Raw genomic sequence first — 13,464 nt, forward strand, 5'->3', positions numbered from 1 at the left:
CGGCATGCCCGCTCACTCCGGGCGCGCCCGGCGGCGGTCCCGCCCCTCCACCGCCGGGCGCCCGAGCAGCCTGTCGATGCTGCGGCGCTCGCGTTTGGTGGGACGTCCCGCGCCCCGAGCCCGAACGGCCACCACCACGGCCTCCTCGCGCGGAGGAGGCGGAGGGCTCTTGTCGACGTAGCACTCGGCGGCCACGGGGGCGCCGACGCGCTTGGTGATGACGCGGGAGACGACCACGATGCGTTCGCGCCCCTCGTGCCGTAGACGGACCTCGTCACCGACCCGGACGACGTGCGCGGGCTTGACCCGCACCCCGTTGACCCGGACGTGCCCGCCCCGGCAGGCGTCGGACGCGATCGAACGAGTCCTGGTCAGCCGTACCGACCAGATCCAGATGTCCACCCGCGCGCCCACCTGCTCACCCGACATCCCGCCACTGTACTGAGAGGGGCGCACTGCCGGCAGGCAAGCCCGCCTGGCCTCGACCGTGGGACGGCCGGGGTGATCTGATCACCGATGTGCGAGGGCGCCCGATCTACGGACAGGGGACGTCCGCTCGGGGAGACGCCCGGGGTGGCTCGCCACCGCCCCGGGACCTCATGGGTATCCGTCTCGGTCCGTCGGCTGCGTCGCATGCGGGCATCTCAGGCCGACCCGCTGTCATATCGAATCGGTTCGCTATGTGCCGGGAGTCGGGCCGGTCCGGAACGTGACGCCCCGTCCGCCGGCGGAAGCCCTGCCCGCGATACAGGCGCTCACAAAGCAAATCGCCGACCCACCTGATGGCGGATCGGCACCGGGAGATGTCTCCCCGCTGCTGTGTGCCCCCTGCAGGATTCGAACCTGCGCACCCGGCTCCGGAGGCCGGTGCTCTATCCCCTGAGCTAAGGGGGCTTGACCGCTTCACAAGGCTACCAGCCCTCGGGGGTGTCTCGTCACACTCTTGGACGGCGAGGCGCCTCGGCTGCCGGAGATCCACGAAACCGGCACGGGATCCCCTCGCGGGAGGTTAACTTTGCGGCTGTGGGCGAGATTATCGGGCGAGTGCTGGTGGTGGACGACGACGAGGTCATCCGCCAGCTCATCGCGGTAAACCTGACGTTGGAGGGGTTCGAGGTCGAGACCGCCTACGACGGGCAGGACTGCCTCGATCGCGTGGCCGAGGTCGACCCGGACGTGATCACGCTGGATGTGATGATGCCGCGGATGGACGGCTGGGAGACGGCGACCCGACTGAGGACCGACGAGGACACCAGCCACATCAGGGTCGTGCTCATCACGGCCCGGGCACAGGAGGACGATCGCCGGCGTGGCCTCGGCACCGGCGTCGACGCGTACCTGACGAAGCCCTTCGACCCGGCCGAGCTGATACAGATCGTCCGCGACCTGGCGACCCGCGACTCCTCCGCCGCCTGACCGGCGGGCGGGAAGGCGGATGCGTACGGGAACCGGGGTGTCTCCGGCACATGGAAGGTGATATGCCTTCCTGTACGTGATCGCGAGAGGAGCGCCCGGTGGCGGACCGCCCTGCCGAAGACCATGTGACGTACGGCAGCCGCGTCAGGGGCTGCATCCTGGGTGGAGCGATCGGGGACGCCCTCGGTGCGCCGATCGAGTTCTCCTCGCTCGGAGGCATCCGGGAGGAGTACGGCCCGGCCGGGATCACCGGCCTCGTCCCGGACGGAAACGGCGGGATCGGCCTGATCACCGATGACACCCAGATGACGCTCTTCACGCTGGAGGGGCTGCTGCGGGCGAATGTCCGGTTCGCCCAGCGTGGTTTCTGCCACGTGCCCTCCGTGGTCCGTTCCGCGTACCTGAGGTGGCTGGACACCCAGCAGTACGACGCCCCGCCGGCCCGTGACGACCGGCACGCCTTCCGTACCGGCGGCCTGCGCGAGCAACGGTGGCTCTACGCCCGCCGTGCGCCCGGCAACGCCTGTCTGTCCGGACTGGACGCCCAGCGCGGCGGCCAGGCGGACGGCGGGGCCGGCGGTGAGGTACGGCTCGGTGAACCCGGCCCGGTCAATCCCCGCTCCAAGGGCTGCGGGACGGTCATGCGCTCCGCGCCGTTCGGGCTGGCCGGGGGTGCCCCGCGTCAGATCTTCGCGACGGCGGCGGAATGCGCCCGGATCACCCATGGTCATCCGACCGGTCATCTGGCCGCCGGCGCCTTCGCCGTACTGATCCATTTCCTCGTCTGTGGCGCCATGATCCGTGAGGCCGTGGCGGACGCCATGGAGATCCTCGGCGACTACCCGGCGCACGAGGAGACCACGGAGGCGCTGCGTGCCGCGGTTGCCCTCGCCGACCGCGGCGACCCCACCCCGGAGAAGGTGGAGTCCCTCGGCGGGGCGTGGATCGCGGAGGAGGCCCTCGCCATCGCGGTCTACTGCGCGCTGGTGGAGCACGGCGGGGCGCCGGCGGACCGCGACATCTTACGGCGGGCCCTGCTCCTCGCGGTCAACCACTCGGGCGACAGCGACTCGACCGGCGCCATCTGCGGCAACATCCTGGGCGCGAGGTACGGAGACCTCGCGCTGCCCGGCGAGTGGCTGGTCCACCTGGAGGGACGGGCCGCCATGACCGAGCTCGCCGACGACTTCGCGCGGCAGATGACCGACGGCAGGGCCGCCCGCGGTTCCGGGGGCCGGCTCGCGACATATCCGGGGGATTGACCTCGACCGAGGCGGCTGCCGGCCCGCGACCACTGATGAACACGGCGTGAGCGGGCCGCCGCGCCTCATGTCCGTTCGAGCGCATGGGGCCCGACGGGAGGCGACCCGGCGGGCGAGGGCGGATGAACGTTTCATCGGGCCTCGGTCGACGGGAGCGAACGCGCGCCGATGGGCGCTACCGCCGAGGACTTCGTCGAACGGCCGAACACGGCGAGCCTTGACAGGTGATCGGCCGGTTGGATGTGCTTCGGTGTACACCGCGTCTCCTCCTTCTCAGTGGATGCAAATACGTTGGCGAATCGATTCGCACTCACTGTGAGGACGGGCTCCCGAGCAGCTCGCTTCCGCTGTTCTGTAACCGGGGCAGTCCGATCCTCGATGCCCGTCAGATCGGAGCGCACTGTCTCCTGCCGTCTCCGGCGAAGCTCTCTGGTGCCCGAGCGCGGCTGTTTCTGGTACATCCCCCCCGAAGGAGTAAGACCATGCAGTCTCCATCCGTTCCCTCATCGGGCCGTACGGCGCGCGGGCGGCGCCCTCGGACGGCCCTCGCCACCTCTGTCTTGACGGCGCTGGCGACCATCCCCGCCACCGCCCTGATGTGGTCGGCCCCCGCCTCGGCGGCGACCACGCCGCTGGTGGGGGTGGGGTCGGGCCGGTGCCTGGACGTGACCGGCGTGTCGCAGTCGAACGGCACACAGGTGCAGATCTGGGACTGCAACGGCCAGTCCAACCAGCAGTGGACCACCACCAGCGCCAATGAACTGCGCGTCTATGGCAACAAGTGCCTGGACGTCAACGGTGCCGGCACCGCCGACGGCACCAGCGTGATCATCTGGGACTGCAACGGGCAGAACAACCAGAAGTGGCGCCTCAACTCCGACGGCACCATCACCGCTGTCGGGGCGAACAAGTGCCTGGACGTGTCCGGGTACGGCACCACCAACGGCTCCAAGGTGCACATCTGGACCTGTCACGGCGGCACCAACCAGCAGTGGCGCACTGGAACCGGCTCCAACCCCGACCCCACGCCCACGTACACACCCCCGCCGACCGGCACCTGTGATCTTCCGACGACCTACCGCTGGACGTCGACGGGTTCGCTGGCGAACCCGAAGTCGGGATGGGTCTCGCTGAAGGACTTCACCAACGTCGTCCACAACGGCAAGCACCTCGTCTACGCCACGACGCACGACTACGGCTCGAGCTGGGGTTCGATGAACTTCGGCCTCTTCACGAACTGGTCGGACATGGCCTCGGCCAGCCAGAACACGATGAACTTCTCCGCTGTCGCGCCCACGCTGTTCTACTTCGCTCCGAAGAACATCTGGGTGCTGGCCTACCAGTGGGGCGGGACCGCCTTCTCCTACCGGACCTCCAGCGACCCCACCAACCCCAACGGCTGGTCGTCGCAGCAGACCCTGTCCACCGCGAGTATCTCCGGCTCCGGCACCGGCCCCATCGACCAGACGCTCATCGGCGACGACAACAACATGTACCTGTTCTTCGCCGGGGACAACGGCAAGATCTACCGGTCCAGCATGCCCATCGGCAACTTCCCGGGCAACTTCGGCTCGAACTACACGACGATCATGAGCGACACCCAGGCCAACCTGTTCGAAGGGGTCGAGGTCTACAAGCTCCAGGGCCAGAACAAGTACCTCATGATCGTTGAGGCGATGGGTTCGCAGGGCCGCTACTTCCGTTCGTTCACGGCCACCAGCCTGAACGGTACGTGGACCCCGAACGCCACGAGCGAGAGCAACCCCTTCGCCGGCAAGGCCAACAGCGGCGCCACCTGGACCAACGACATCAGCCACGGTGACCTGGTCCGCGCCAACCCCGACCAGACCAAGACGGTCGACCCCTGCAACCTGCAGCTGCTCTACCAGGGCCGTGACCGCAACTCCGGCGGCGACTACGGTCTCCTGCCCTACCGGCCGGGTCTGCTGACCCTGCAGCGCTGAATGGCGTGACGGGTCCTGCCCGGGTGACGTTCGCATAGTCGTAGCCGGCTTATGTGAGCGCTACCATCACCCTCGGGCAGGACCGGATGAAGCTGGAGCGGGCGGGCTCGGCACAAGGCCGGGCCCGCCCGATTTCATGCGCTCGGAGGGCGACCGGATGTCATCCGCCTTCGGCGGGCGTGGCGCAGAGTGACACACTTTCTGCTGAAACTTTCAATCAAATCTCCCTCGATCCTGAAGTGCTCGACAGGAACCTTCTTCGGCCTGCACGGGGCGTTGTCAACCAGCTTGATGCCGGAGGCCAGGTCACGCGGCAGGTCACAAGGTCAAATGTCATTGGCGCGAGGACCCATCGAACCGGACACGGCATCGTCGATGCTCAGAACCGTTGACAGTCCGAAGGGCTCGGTCCGATACTTTCGCCATCGCGCCGATACTTTCGGAACGTCACCCGCCGGCAGCTGGTCCTCCGGTCGCAGCCCATGAGGCGACCGGGCAACCCCGCGCCGCGCTGTACGACGCCGACGGGTGGTGGCCGTCCCCTCGGCCACCGACAGGCCCCGCCGGGGTCGTGGCACGCCGCTCGGTCCTCGCCGGCCCTCATGAGGAGGAAGCACGCGTATGAAAGACCGTCCCGCGAACGTGAAGAGACGCGGCCATGTCAAGCGCCTCGCCGGCCGTAGCTGCGCCGTAGCCTCGGCGGTGGCCGTGGCGTTGCTGTCGCCCGGCATCGCCCAGGCGGCCGTCACGACCAACCAGACCGGCAACAACAACGGGTACTTCTACTCGTTCTGGACCGACAGCCAGGGCACCGTGTCCATGGAGCTGGGGTCCGGCGGCAACTACAGCACCTCCTGGCGCAACACCGGCAACTTCGTCGCCGGCAAGGGCTGGAGCACCGGTAGCCGCAGGACCGTGAGCTACTCCGGCAGCTTCAACCCGTCCGGCAACGCCTACCTGACGCTGTACGGATGGACGAGGAACCCGCTCGTCGAGTACTACATCGTCGACAACTGGGGCACCTACCGGCCCACGGGCACCTACAAGGGCACCGTCACCAGCGACGGCGGCACCTACGACATCTACCAGACCACCCGTTACAACGCCCCCTCCATCGAGGGCAACAAGACCTTCAACCAGTACTGGAGCGTCCGGCAGCAGAAGAGGACGGGCGGCACCATCACCACCGGCAACCACTTCGACGCGTGGGCCCGCGCCGGTATGAGCCTCGGCAGCCACGACTACATGATCCTCGCCACTGAGGGCTACCAGAGCAGCGGAAACTCCAACGTGACCATCGGCAGCACCTCCGGTGGCGGCGGTGACGGTGGCGGCGGCGGTTCCACGCCGCCCCCCAGCGGCGGTGGCGGGACGATCAAGGGTGTCGCCTCCGGCCGCTGCCTGGACGTGCCCAACGCCAGCACCAGCGACGGCACCCAGGTGCAGCTGTGGGACTGCCACGGGCAGAGCAACCAGCAGTGGAACTTCACCTCCTCCGGCGAGCTCCGGGTGTACGGCGACAAGTGTCTGGACGCGGCCGGTTCAGCGAACGGCGCCAAGGTGCAGATCTACTCCTGCTGGGGCGGTGACAACCAGAAGTGGCGCCGCAACTCCGACGGAACCATCGTCGGCGTCCAGTCCGGACTCTGCCTCGACGCCGCCGGCTCGGGCACCAGCAACGGCACCCAGATCCAGCTCTACTCCTGCTGGGGCGGCAACAACCAGAAGTGGACCTGGTGATCCCTACGGCTCTGGCCTGCTGAACCAGACCGATTTCACCTGCTGATGCCCTCCTCCTGGTGAGGGACGCGCCTCCGGTGCGGCGGAAGCCGCCGTGCCGGAGGCGATTTTTTCGGTCCTGGGAGACGGACGTGCGCCCGGCGGGGGTGCCGGGCGCACGTCAGTCAGTACAGGCTGTGCCCCGTCGGCCTGACCGATCGGGGAAGAGCGGTCAGGAACAGGTGGTGCCGTTGAGGGTGAACGAGGTCGGTCTGGGGTTGGCGCCGGTGTAGGTGCCGTTGAAGCCGATCTGCACCGACTGGTCGGGGTTGATGGTCTTGTTCCAGTCGAGGTTCGTGGCGGTCACGGCGGTCCCCGACTGGGCCCAGGAGGCCGACCAACCGGGCAGGCCGACCTTCTGGTCGCCGGGGAAGGCGAACTTCAGGGTCCACCCGCTGATCGGCGTGGTGCCGGCGTTGGTGATCGACAGGTTGGCCGTGAAGCCGCCGCCCCAGTCGTTGACCGAGTAGGCCACCTCGCACGCCGCGCTCGGGGAAGGTGACGGCGACGGAGACGGAGAAGGAGAAGGACTGGGGGAGGGGGTCGGAGTGGGCAGGCCGGACTGGCCGATCGCGGTGAGGCGATCGGACGGTGGGCTCGTGTTGCCCGCCGCGTCCCTGGCCACCACATAGAAGGTGTACGACTGCCCCACTACCAGGCCGGCGGCTATGTACAGCGTGTTGGAGGTCGATCCGAACTTCGAGAACGTGCCGTCCTGCTGCTCCATGTAGATGTCGTAGCCGGTGACACCGACGTCATCGGTGGCGGGCGTCCAGCACATCGGGATCGCGTCGACGAAGTCGTACCCGCACACACGGAGCGCGGTGGGGGCGGTCGGCGCCGTGGTGTCCGCGGGCGAGGGACTCGGAGACGGACTCGGAGACGGACTGGGCGACGGGCTCGGGGACGGCGATGGGCTCGGGGACGGGCTGGGCTCGGCGCCGGGCGGGGTGCCCCAGATCAGTCGGCCGTCGTCGTCGTAGAGCGTCATGTTGGCCGCGCCCTCGGCCGACCAGTCATTGTCGGGATCCCAGGTCGCGCCCTCGGCGACGCCGATCTTGAGCTGCACCTCGCGCCGGTACTCGGACTGCCCGCCGGGGAAGATCAGCGTGCCGGTGCAGTCGACCTCGGCGTAGTAGGTGCGGCCTTCGAACGGATGCGGCCCGGTCGGCGTCTTGCACTGGGTGTAGGAGGTGCCGACGGTCACCTGGTCGGGCGTGGTGGACCCGTCGAGCGTGAAGTAGTAGCGGAACTTCGCCCGTTCGAGCACCGTCGCCGGCCAGGCGGACTTGTTGATGATGTACGTCTTGGCGGCCGTCTCGCGGGCCTGATGCGTGATCGTCGGCTCGAGGTAGAACTCCGGGCCGTCCGGGGTCTCCTGCGGCAGCGTGGTCAGCGGCGTTCCGCCGTACTGACCGTAGAGGACGGCGAGCGAGCTGGTGATGCCGGAGTTGAAGTCGAGCGCGACCTCGTTCTTGACGTAGTCGCCGCGGCTGTCGGTGTAGGAGTCGGCCGCGTCGGGGCCGCCCACGAGTGCGCCGTACAGGATGTGCCTGCTGACCGCCGGCTCGCCGTCCGGTCCGGCGTTGGTCCACGCGCCGTGCGCCCCACGATGGTGCGGATTGCGCGGCGGGTCGACGCCGAAACCGATCATGTAGCTGGAGTGCCGGGGGTTGTCGCCGAGGGCGTAGTCGATCTGCCGCTTGCCGAAGTCGTGATAGCGCGAGTAGAGCGGGTCGTCCTCACCGAGGTGGTCGGCGTACCTGAGCGCGACGAAGGCGGTGTTGGCGGCCATGCGCAGCGAGGCCCAGTAGAAGATGTACGCCAGGCCGCCCGAGGTGATCGTGCCCTTCTTACCCTTGTATCCGACCGTCCAGTAGTCCAGGTAGCGCTGGACGTCGTTCTTGTACTGCTGTTCGCCGGTCAGCTCGGCCATCTGCTCGTAGACGGCGTACTGCTTGTCGTTCCAGCCGAAGCCGAAGTTGAACACCGGCACCTGCGTCCCGTTGCTTCCGGGATCTTCCTGGGTGCCCATCTTGGGATAGAACTCCCGGGCCCGGTCGAGGTAGTCGCCGGTGCCGGTGGCGCGGTACAGCCAGACGGCGGCCCAGGCCAGCTCGTCCCAGTACATCTTGGTCGCGCCCTCGACCTGGCCGCCCTCACCGGTCGAGTTGTAGAAACCCTGGGCCGCGCTGACGCAGTTGACGTACGCGGTGTCGCGGCCGTTCACGCCCTTGGTCGTGTCGGCGAACGTGAAGAGCTGCTTGGCGTGGGTGAGCAGCTTGTCGGCGTACGCGGCGTCGGTCGGCCGGAAGACCAGCGAGGAGGCGGCCATCGCGGCCGCGGTCTCCGCCGCCACGTCGGTGCCGGGACACGAGGAAGTGATCTTGTATACCGGCCGCTTGTGCCCCTTGGCCTCCACCGTCTCCGGGGCGCCCCAGTAGGAGTGGTCCTCGCCGCCGTCGCCCACCTGGACGTACAGGACGTTCGGCTCGGGGTGGGCGTTGACGAAGTAGTCGCCCGCCTGGCGCAGCGTGTTCAGCAGGTACGGCAGCTGCCCGGAGCTCTCGTAGGCGGCCCGGTAGTCGACGCCGCCCCAGGCGAGGGTCGTGGTCATCGCGGCCATCGGGAAGCCGAACTTGATGTGGTCGCCGGCGTCGTAGAAGCCGCCGGACAGGTCCACGCCGGCGGCCTTGCCATCGTTGACCGTGGAGTCGGCGCGCCAGCTCACGCGATTGGACGCGGGCAGGTGTCCCGACTCCTGTGCCTCGTAGAACAGGAACGATTTCTGCAGTGCCTCGCCGTAGTTGAAGCTCGGCTCCGCCGCGATGGCGGAGGTGGAGATGTTCGTGATCGCCAGCATCGCACCGGCCAGCGCGGTCGCCGTGGCCGCGCTGAGCAGCCGTTTCGGTAGTCGCATCGAGTGCCCCTTATGAGGATGGAGGAAACCCCCCCCATCGGGATCGTCCGGCGAGACGGCGGCGTGGTCCAAGGGGCGTCCCCAGGGCGCGGTGGCCCTTCCAGGTCAGGGGCGATCCGGCGACTGAAAGTTTCAGTCGCCGATGCGGCGTGACGTGCGGCTCTTCCGAGGGACGGTGAGGCCGGGCCCACCGGCTTCACGAGATCACCCCGCGGTGTGATCCGCGGCTAAGAGGACGGTACCTGTCTTCGAGGCGTTCGAGGCGTTCGAGGCGTTCGAGGCGGACGGAATCTCCGTTCGGATGCCCAGGACGTCAGGGTGTCCAGAATCTTTGGGATGTTCGGGGTTCAGGAGGCGACGGCCTCGATGTCGGCGACGATGCAGGAGATGTTGTCGGGTCCGCCCCCCTCATTGGCGAGGTCGATCAGCCGGCGCACCGCCTCCTCGGGTTCGCCGATGGTCGTCAGCACGTGGTGCAGCGCCTCGGGATCCAGCACGGCGGTGAGCCCGTCGGAGCACAGCAGGTAGCGGTCCCCGGGAACGACGTCGCGTACCGAGAGATCGGGGTCGGCGGGGCCGGTGGTCTCGAGTGCCCGCAGCAGCAGCGAACGGTTCGGATGTCTGGCCGCCTGGTCCGGGCTCAACCGCCCATCGTCCACCAGCGACTGGACCAGTGTGTGGTCTCTCGTGATCTGGTAGAGGTTCCCCTCGCGCAGCAGGTACGCCCGGGAGTCGCCGACGTGTGCGAGTGCGAACCTGCTCGCACCGTCCCACAGCATGGCCGTGACCGTCGTGCCCATGCGCTCCAGCGCGGGATCGCGCTCGGCCAGCTCGCTCAGTCTGCGGCCGGCCTGAAGCACGGCTCCCTCGATCGCTGCGACGGAATCCTCGGGCGGCGGACCGTCCTCCAGCGCTGCCAGAGCCCCGATGGCGACCGCGCTGGCGACATCCCCATGGCCGTGTCCACCCATGCCGTCGGCAATGGCGAAGACGCGCTCGCCCGCGTGCACGGAATCCTCGTTCTTGCTACGGGAGCGACCGACGTCAGTGCCGGCGGCGTGACGAATTCGGTTGTGCGTCATGGTTTTGAGTAAACCACTGGTTGAATCGCTTCACAAGCTTAATGCTACCCTCAACTTCATGAGCCACGAGATCCCGGCTGCGCACGAGGCCACGGTGAACGCAGGCGAGATCGCCAGGCTGGCCGACGTCGGCCGGGCGGCGGTCAGCAACTGGCGCCGCCGCTATGAGGACTTCCCGCAGCCGGTGGGTGGCACCGCCTCCAGCCCGCTCTTCTCCCTTCCCGAGATAGAGGCGTGGTTGCGCCGCAACGGCAAGTCTTTCGAGCTGTCGATCGGCGACCGGGTCTGGCAGCGGCTGCGGGCGTCGGCCGGCGATCTGCGACTGGGGGAGATGGTCGGCCACGCCGGGGCGTTCCTGCTCTACCTGAGACGTGATCCGGCCGGTTGGGAGCGGCTCGCCCATGATCCCGGCCTGGTCGTACGGCTCGGGCCCGCCGTCGCGGCCGTGACCGGCGACCTTCCGGCCAGGCTGCCCGGCCCCGGCCTCACGGACCCGAAGCTGATCCGCCTGATCGCGGAGATGGCCGGGCGGCAGGGCGACGCCGCGGCGTTCGAGTTCCTGTGCGAGCGCTACACCGAGGCGCACAGCCGGCGCCTGGCCGTCACCCGGAGCGACCTCGCCGCCGTGATGACGCGGCTGGCCTGCGCCGCCGCGAAATCCATCCTCGACCCCGCCTGCGGCATGGGGACCCTGCTGCTCGGCGTGCCCCGGCCGGTACGGCTGCTCGGACAGGAGGTCAACGAGACCGTGGCGGTGCTGACCGCCGTACGGCTGCTGCTGCACGGGCACAGCGCGAGCATCGTCGCGGGCGACACCCTGCGCGCGGACGGCTTCGTCGAGGTGCGGGCCGATGCCGTCGTGTGCGATCCGCCGTTCAACGAGCGGGCATGGGGCCACGAGGAGCTGGTCGGCGACCCCCGCTGGGGATACGGCATGCCGCCGCGTGGCGAGTCCGAGCTCGCCTGGGTGCAGCACTGCCTCGCCCATGTGCGACCGGGCGGGCCCGTCGCCATCCTGATGCCGGTCGCCGCCGCCGGACGGCGCTCGGGCCGGCGGATCCGGTCGAACCTGCTGCGCGGCGGGGCGCTGCGTGCCGTGATCACACTGTCCGCCGGAGGCCCGGACCTGTGGCTGCTGCGCCGTCCGGTCCCCGGCGAGCCCCGGCCGGCGACGTTCCTCGTGGCCGACGCCTCCGATGACCTGTCGGTCGTCGAGTCGGCGTGGCGGGCCTGCCTCGCCAGAACCGAGCCGGCCGCGTCGTCTGAGTCGTCCGGCCCGTCAAAGCCGTCCGGGTCGTCTGGGTCGTCCGAGTCGTCCGGGTCGCCGCTGGGCTGCCGGGCCGTACGCATCGTCGACGTCCTCGATGACGAGGTGGACGTCGGCCCCGCCCGGCATCTGTCCGCTCCCGGCGACGCCCGGGAGTTCCCCCTCGTCCGCGACCGGTTCCGCAAGGCGGTGGCCGCGCTGGCCGATGCCGTACCGGACCTGGCCGTGCTCGCCGAGGTGAGCACGGACGGCGCGGGCGGGGCGCGCGCGGACGGCGGCTGGCACGGCTCGGCCACGACCATCGCCGAGCTGGCCAAGGCGGGCATGGTGACGGTCCGGCACTCTTCGCTCAAGGCGCTGCCCGAGGCGCACGGCCCGGTCCGCGTGCTCACCGTCGACGACCTGGCGGTGGGCGGGCCGCCGTCCGGATCGATGCCGTCCGGAGGGGGCCTGGTCACGATCCAGCCCGGGGACGTCGTCGCCTCCGCGATCACGGCCCGGGTCGCCGAGGCGGAGGGCGCGGTGCTGGGCCCGCACCTCAGCGTCTTCCGGGTGGACCCCGGCAAGATCGACCCGGAGTTCCTCGCGGGCCTCCTGCGCTTCGCCGCAGGCGGAGGGACGGGCAGGGCCGGGACCAGCAGGGCCGGAGCGAGCAGGGTCGATGTTCGCCGCGCCCGCGTCCCGCGGCTGCCCATGGCCCGCCAGCGCGCGTACGGCAGGGCGTTCCGGCGGCTTCTCGCCCTGGAAGACGGGCTCAGGGAGGCGAACGCCGCGGGTGAGACGCTCGCCCGCGCCGGGGTCGAGGGGTTGATCTCCGGCACTCTTCTTCCCCCTGCCTGAAGGTGTAGCTTTTTCCGGAACAGGGCGAGGGGAGGGGTGCGTGGTCATCGGCGACCGCTACGAGCTCGACGACCTTCCGCTGGGTCAGGGCGGGATGGGCGCGGTCTACGGCGGTCACGACCGGCATCTCGGCCGCAAGGTCGCGGTGAAGTTCCTCCGGCTTCCCGGCGGCCAGGACGAGGAACTGGAGCGCAGGTTCATCCGCGAGGCGCGGATCCTGGCCCGGCTGGAGCACCCGGGGGCGCCGGTCCTCTACGACTTCGGCACGTTCGAGCAGCGCCTGTTCCAGGTCATGCAGTTCATCGAGGGCGTGACGGTCGCCGACCTGCTCGGCGAGCACGGCCCGCTTCCGGTGCCCTGGGCAGCGGCCATCGCCGCCCAGGCGTGCGCCGTGCTGACGGCCGCGCACGAGCTGTCGATCTGCCACCGCGATCTCAAGCCGACCAACCTCATGCTCTGCCCGGACGGCAGCGTGAAGGTCCTCGATTTCGGGCTCGCCATGCTCCGGGAGGGGGACGCCCGTCCGTTCACGAGGATCGGGCAGATCCTCGGCACGCCCGCGTACATGTCGCCCGAGCAGATCCAGAGCGGGATCGCCGGGCCGAAGAGCGATCTGTACGCCCTCGGCTGCGTTCTGCACGAGATGCTGACCGGCAGGCAGCTGTTCACCGGGCCGACGGAGTACGCGGTCTTCGACAAGCAGGTGAAGGCGCGGCCCCCGCGGGTCCCGAACGTGCCGATCGCGCTGGACCGGCTGATCGCCTGCCTGCTGGAGAAGAAGCCGGAGAACCGGCCGGCCGACGCCTGCGAGCTGTACGAGCGGCTCCAGCCCTTCGCGGTCGATCTCCCCATGCTGCCCGGCTTCCTCAACTCCCCGTCCGTACCGAGCCCCGGCCGGATGTACGCCCGCATGGTCGGCCGCATCGGCTGACGA

Annotated in this window: 9 protein-coding genes and 1 tRNA gene; 6 read left to right on the plus strand and 4 right to left on the minus strand. The window is 69.3% G+C overall.

Annotated elements, in window-relative coordinates; all coding sequences use genetic code 11:
• Window positions 1-12 precede the first annotated feature (12 nt).
• Window positions 13-429: an RNA-binding S4 domain-containing protein gene (locus ACQP1K_RS06730; RefSeq protein ID WP_433500004.1), complete on the minus strand. Its 417-nt coding sequence runs from the start codon at window positions 427-429 to the stop codon at window positions 13-15.
• 393 nt (window positions 430-822) lie between these two features.
• Window positions 823-894, minus strand: a tRNA-Arg gene (locus ACQP1K_RS06735).
• Window positions 895-1,044: 150 nt separating this feature from the next.
• Between ACQP1K_RS06735 and ACQP1K_RS06740 the strand changes: the two genes are divergently transcribed.
• The 4 genes from ACQP1K_RS06740 (at window position 1,045) to ACQP1K_RS06755 (ending at window position 6,382) form a co-directional block, all read left to right on the plus strand.
• Window positions 1,045-1,416: a response regulator transcription factor gene (locus tag ACQP1K_RS06740; RefSeq protein ID WP_433501503.1), complete on the plus strand. Its 372-nt coding sequence runs from the start codon at window positions 1,045-1,047 to the stop codon at window positions 1,414-1,416.
• A 98-nt stretch (window positions 1,417-1,514) separates the two neighbouring features.
• Window positions 1,515-2,678: an ADP-ribosylglycohydrolase family protein gene (locus ACQP1K_RS06745; RefSeq protein WP_433500005.1), complete on the plus strand. Its 1,164-nt coding sequence runs from the start codon at window positions 1,515-1,517 to the stop codon at window positions 2,676-2,678.
• Window positions 2,679-3,160: 482 nt separating this feature from the next.
• On the plus strand, window positions 3,161-4,642 hold the full coding sequence (locus ACQP1K_RS06750) for a non-reducing end alpha-L-arabinofuranosidase family hydrolase (RefSeq protein WP_433500006.1): 1,482 nt from the start codon (window positions 3,161-3,163) through the stop codon (window positions 4,640-4,642).
• A 621-nt stretch (window positions 4,643-5,263) separates the two neighbouring features.
• The gene (locus ACQP1K_RS06755; RefSeq protein ID WP_433500007.1) at window positions 5,264-6,382 is read left to right on the plus strand and encodes a glycoside hydrolase family 11 protein; all 1,119 of its coding nucleotides are present in this window, start codon (window positions 5,264-5,266) and stop codon (window positions 6,380-6,382) included.
• Window positions 6,383-6,593: 211 nt separating this feature from the next.
• On the opposite strand, the gene ACQP1K_RS06760 is transcribed toward ACQP1K_RS06755, so the two are convergent.
• Both ACQP1K_RS06760 and ACQP1K_RS06765 read right to left on the minus strand, forming a co-directional pair.
• Entirely contained in the window at window positions 6,594-9,341 is a 2,748-nt protein-coding gene (locus tag ACQP1K_RS06760; RefSeq protein ID WP_433500008.1) for a glycoside hydrolase family 9 protein, read from the minus strand.
• Window positions 9,342-9,688: 347 nt separating this feature from the next.
• A complete protein-coding gene (locus tag ACQP1K_RS06765) occupies window positions 9,689-10,423 on the minus strand; it encodes a PP2C family protein-serine/threonine phosphatase (protein WP_433500009.1) in 735 nt (244 codons plus the stop codon).
• Between the two features lie 58 nt (window positions 10,424-10,481).
• Here ACQP1K_RS06765 and ACQP1K_RS06770 point away from each other — a divergent pair, with 58 nt between their 5' ends.
• Together ACQP1K_RS06770 and ACQP1K_RS06775 are read left to right on the plus strand one after the other, a co-directional pair.
• On the plus strand, window positions 10,482-12,530 hold the full coding sequence (locus tag ACQP1K_RS06770; RefSeq protein WP_433500010.1) for an HsdM family class I SAM-dependent methyltransferase: 2,049 nt from the start codon (window positions 10,482-10,484) through the stop codon (window positions 12,528-12,530).
• 40 nt (window positions 12,531-12,570) lie between these two features.
• Entirely contained in the window at window positions 12,571-13,461 is an 891-nt protein-coding gene (locus ACQP1K_RS06775; protein ID WP_433500011.1) for a serine/threonine-protein kinase, read from the plus strand.
• Window positions 13,462-13,464: the final 3 nt, after the last annotated feature.

The sequence above is a fragment of the Sphaerimonospora sp. CA-214678 genome, assembly GCF_050942215.1.
GTDB lineage: Bacteria > Actinomycetota > Actinomycetes > Streptosporangiales > Streptosporangiaceae > Sphaerimonospora.

Excerpts from the sequence above, each read along its gene's own strand:
- ACQP1K_RS06730 (WP_433500004.1), bottom strand. The coding sequence starts at position 429 with ATGTCGGGTGAGCAGGTGGGCGCGCGGGTGGACATCTGGATCTGGTCG.
- ACQP1K_RS06750 (WP_433500006.1), top strand. The coding sequence starts at position 3,161 with ATGCAGTCTCCATCCGTTCCCTCATCGGGCCGTACGGCGCGCGGGCGG.
- ACQP1K_RS06755 (WP_433500007.1), top strand. The coding sequence starts at position 5,264 with ATGAAAGACCGTCCCGCGAACGTGAAGAGACGCGGCCATGTCAAGCGC.
- ACQP1K_RS06760 (WP_433500008.1), bottom strand. The coding sequence starts at position 9,341 with ATGCGACTACCGAAACGGCTGCTCAGCGCGGCCACGGCGACCGCGCTG.
- ACQP1K_RS06765 (WP_433500009.1), bottom strand. The coding sequence starts at position 10,423 with ATGACGCACAACCGAATTCGTCACGCCGCCGGCACTGACGTCGGTCGC.
- ACQP1K_RS06770 (WP_433500010.1), top strand. The coding sequence starts at position 10,482 with ATGAGCCACGAGATCCCGGCTGCGCACGAGGCCACGGTGAACGCAGGC.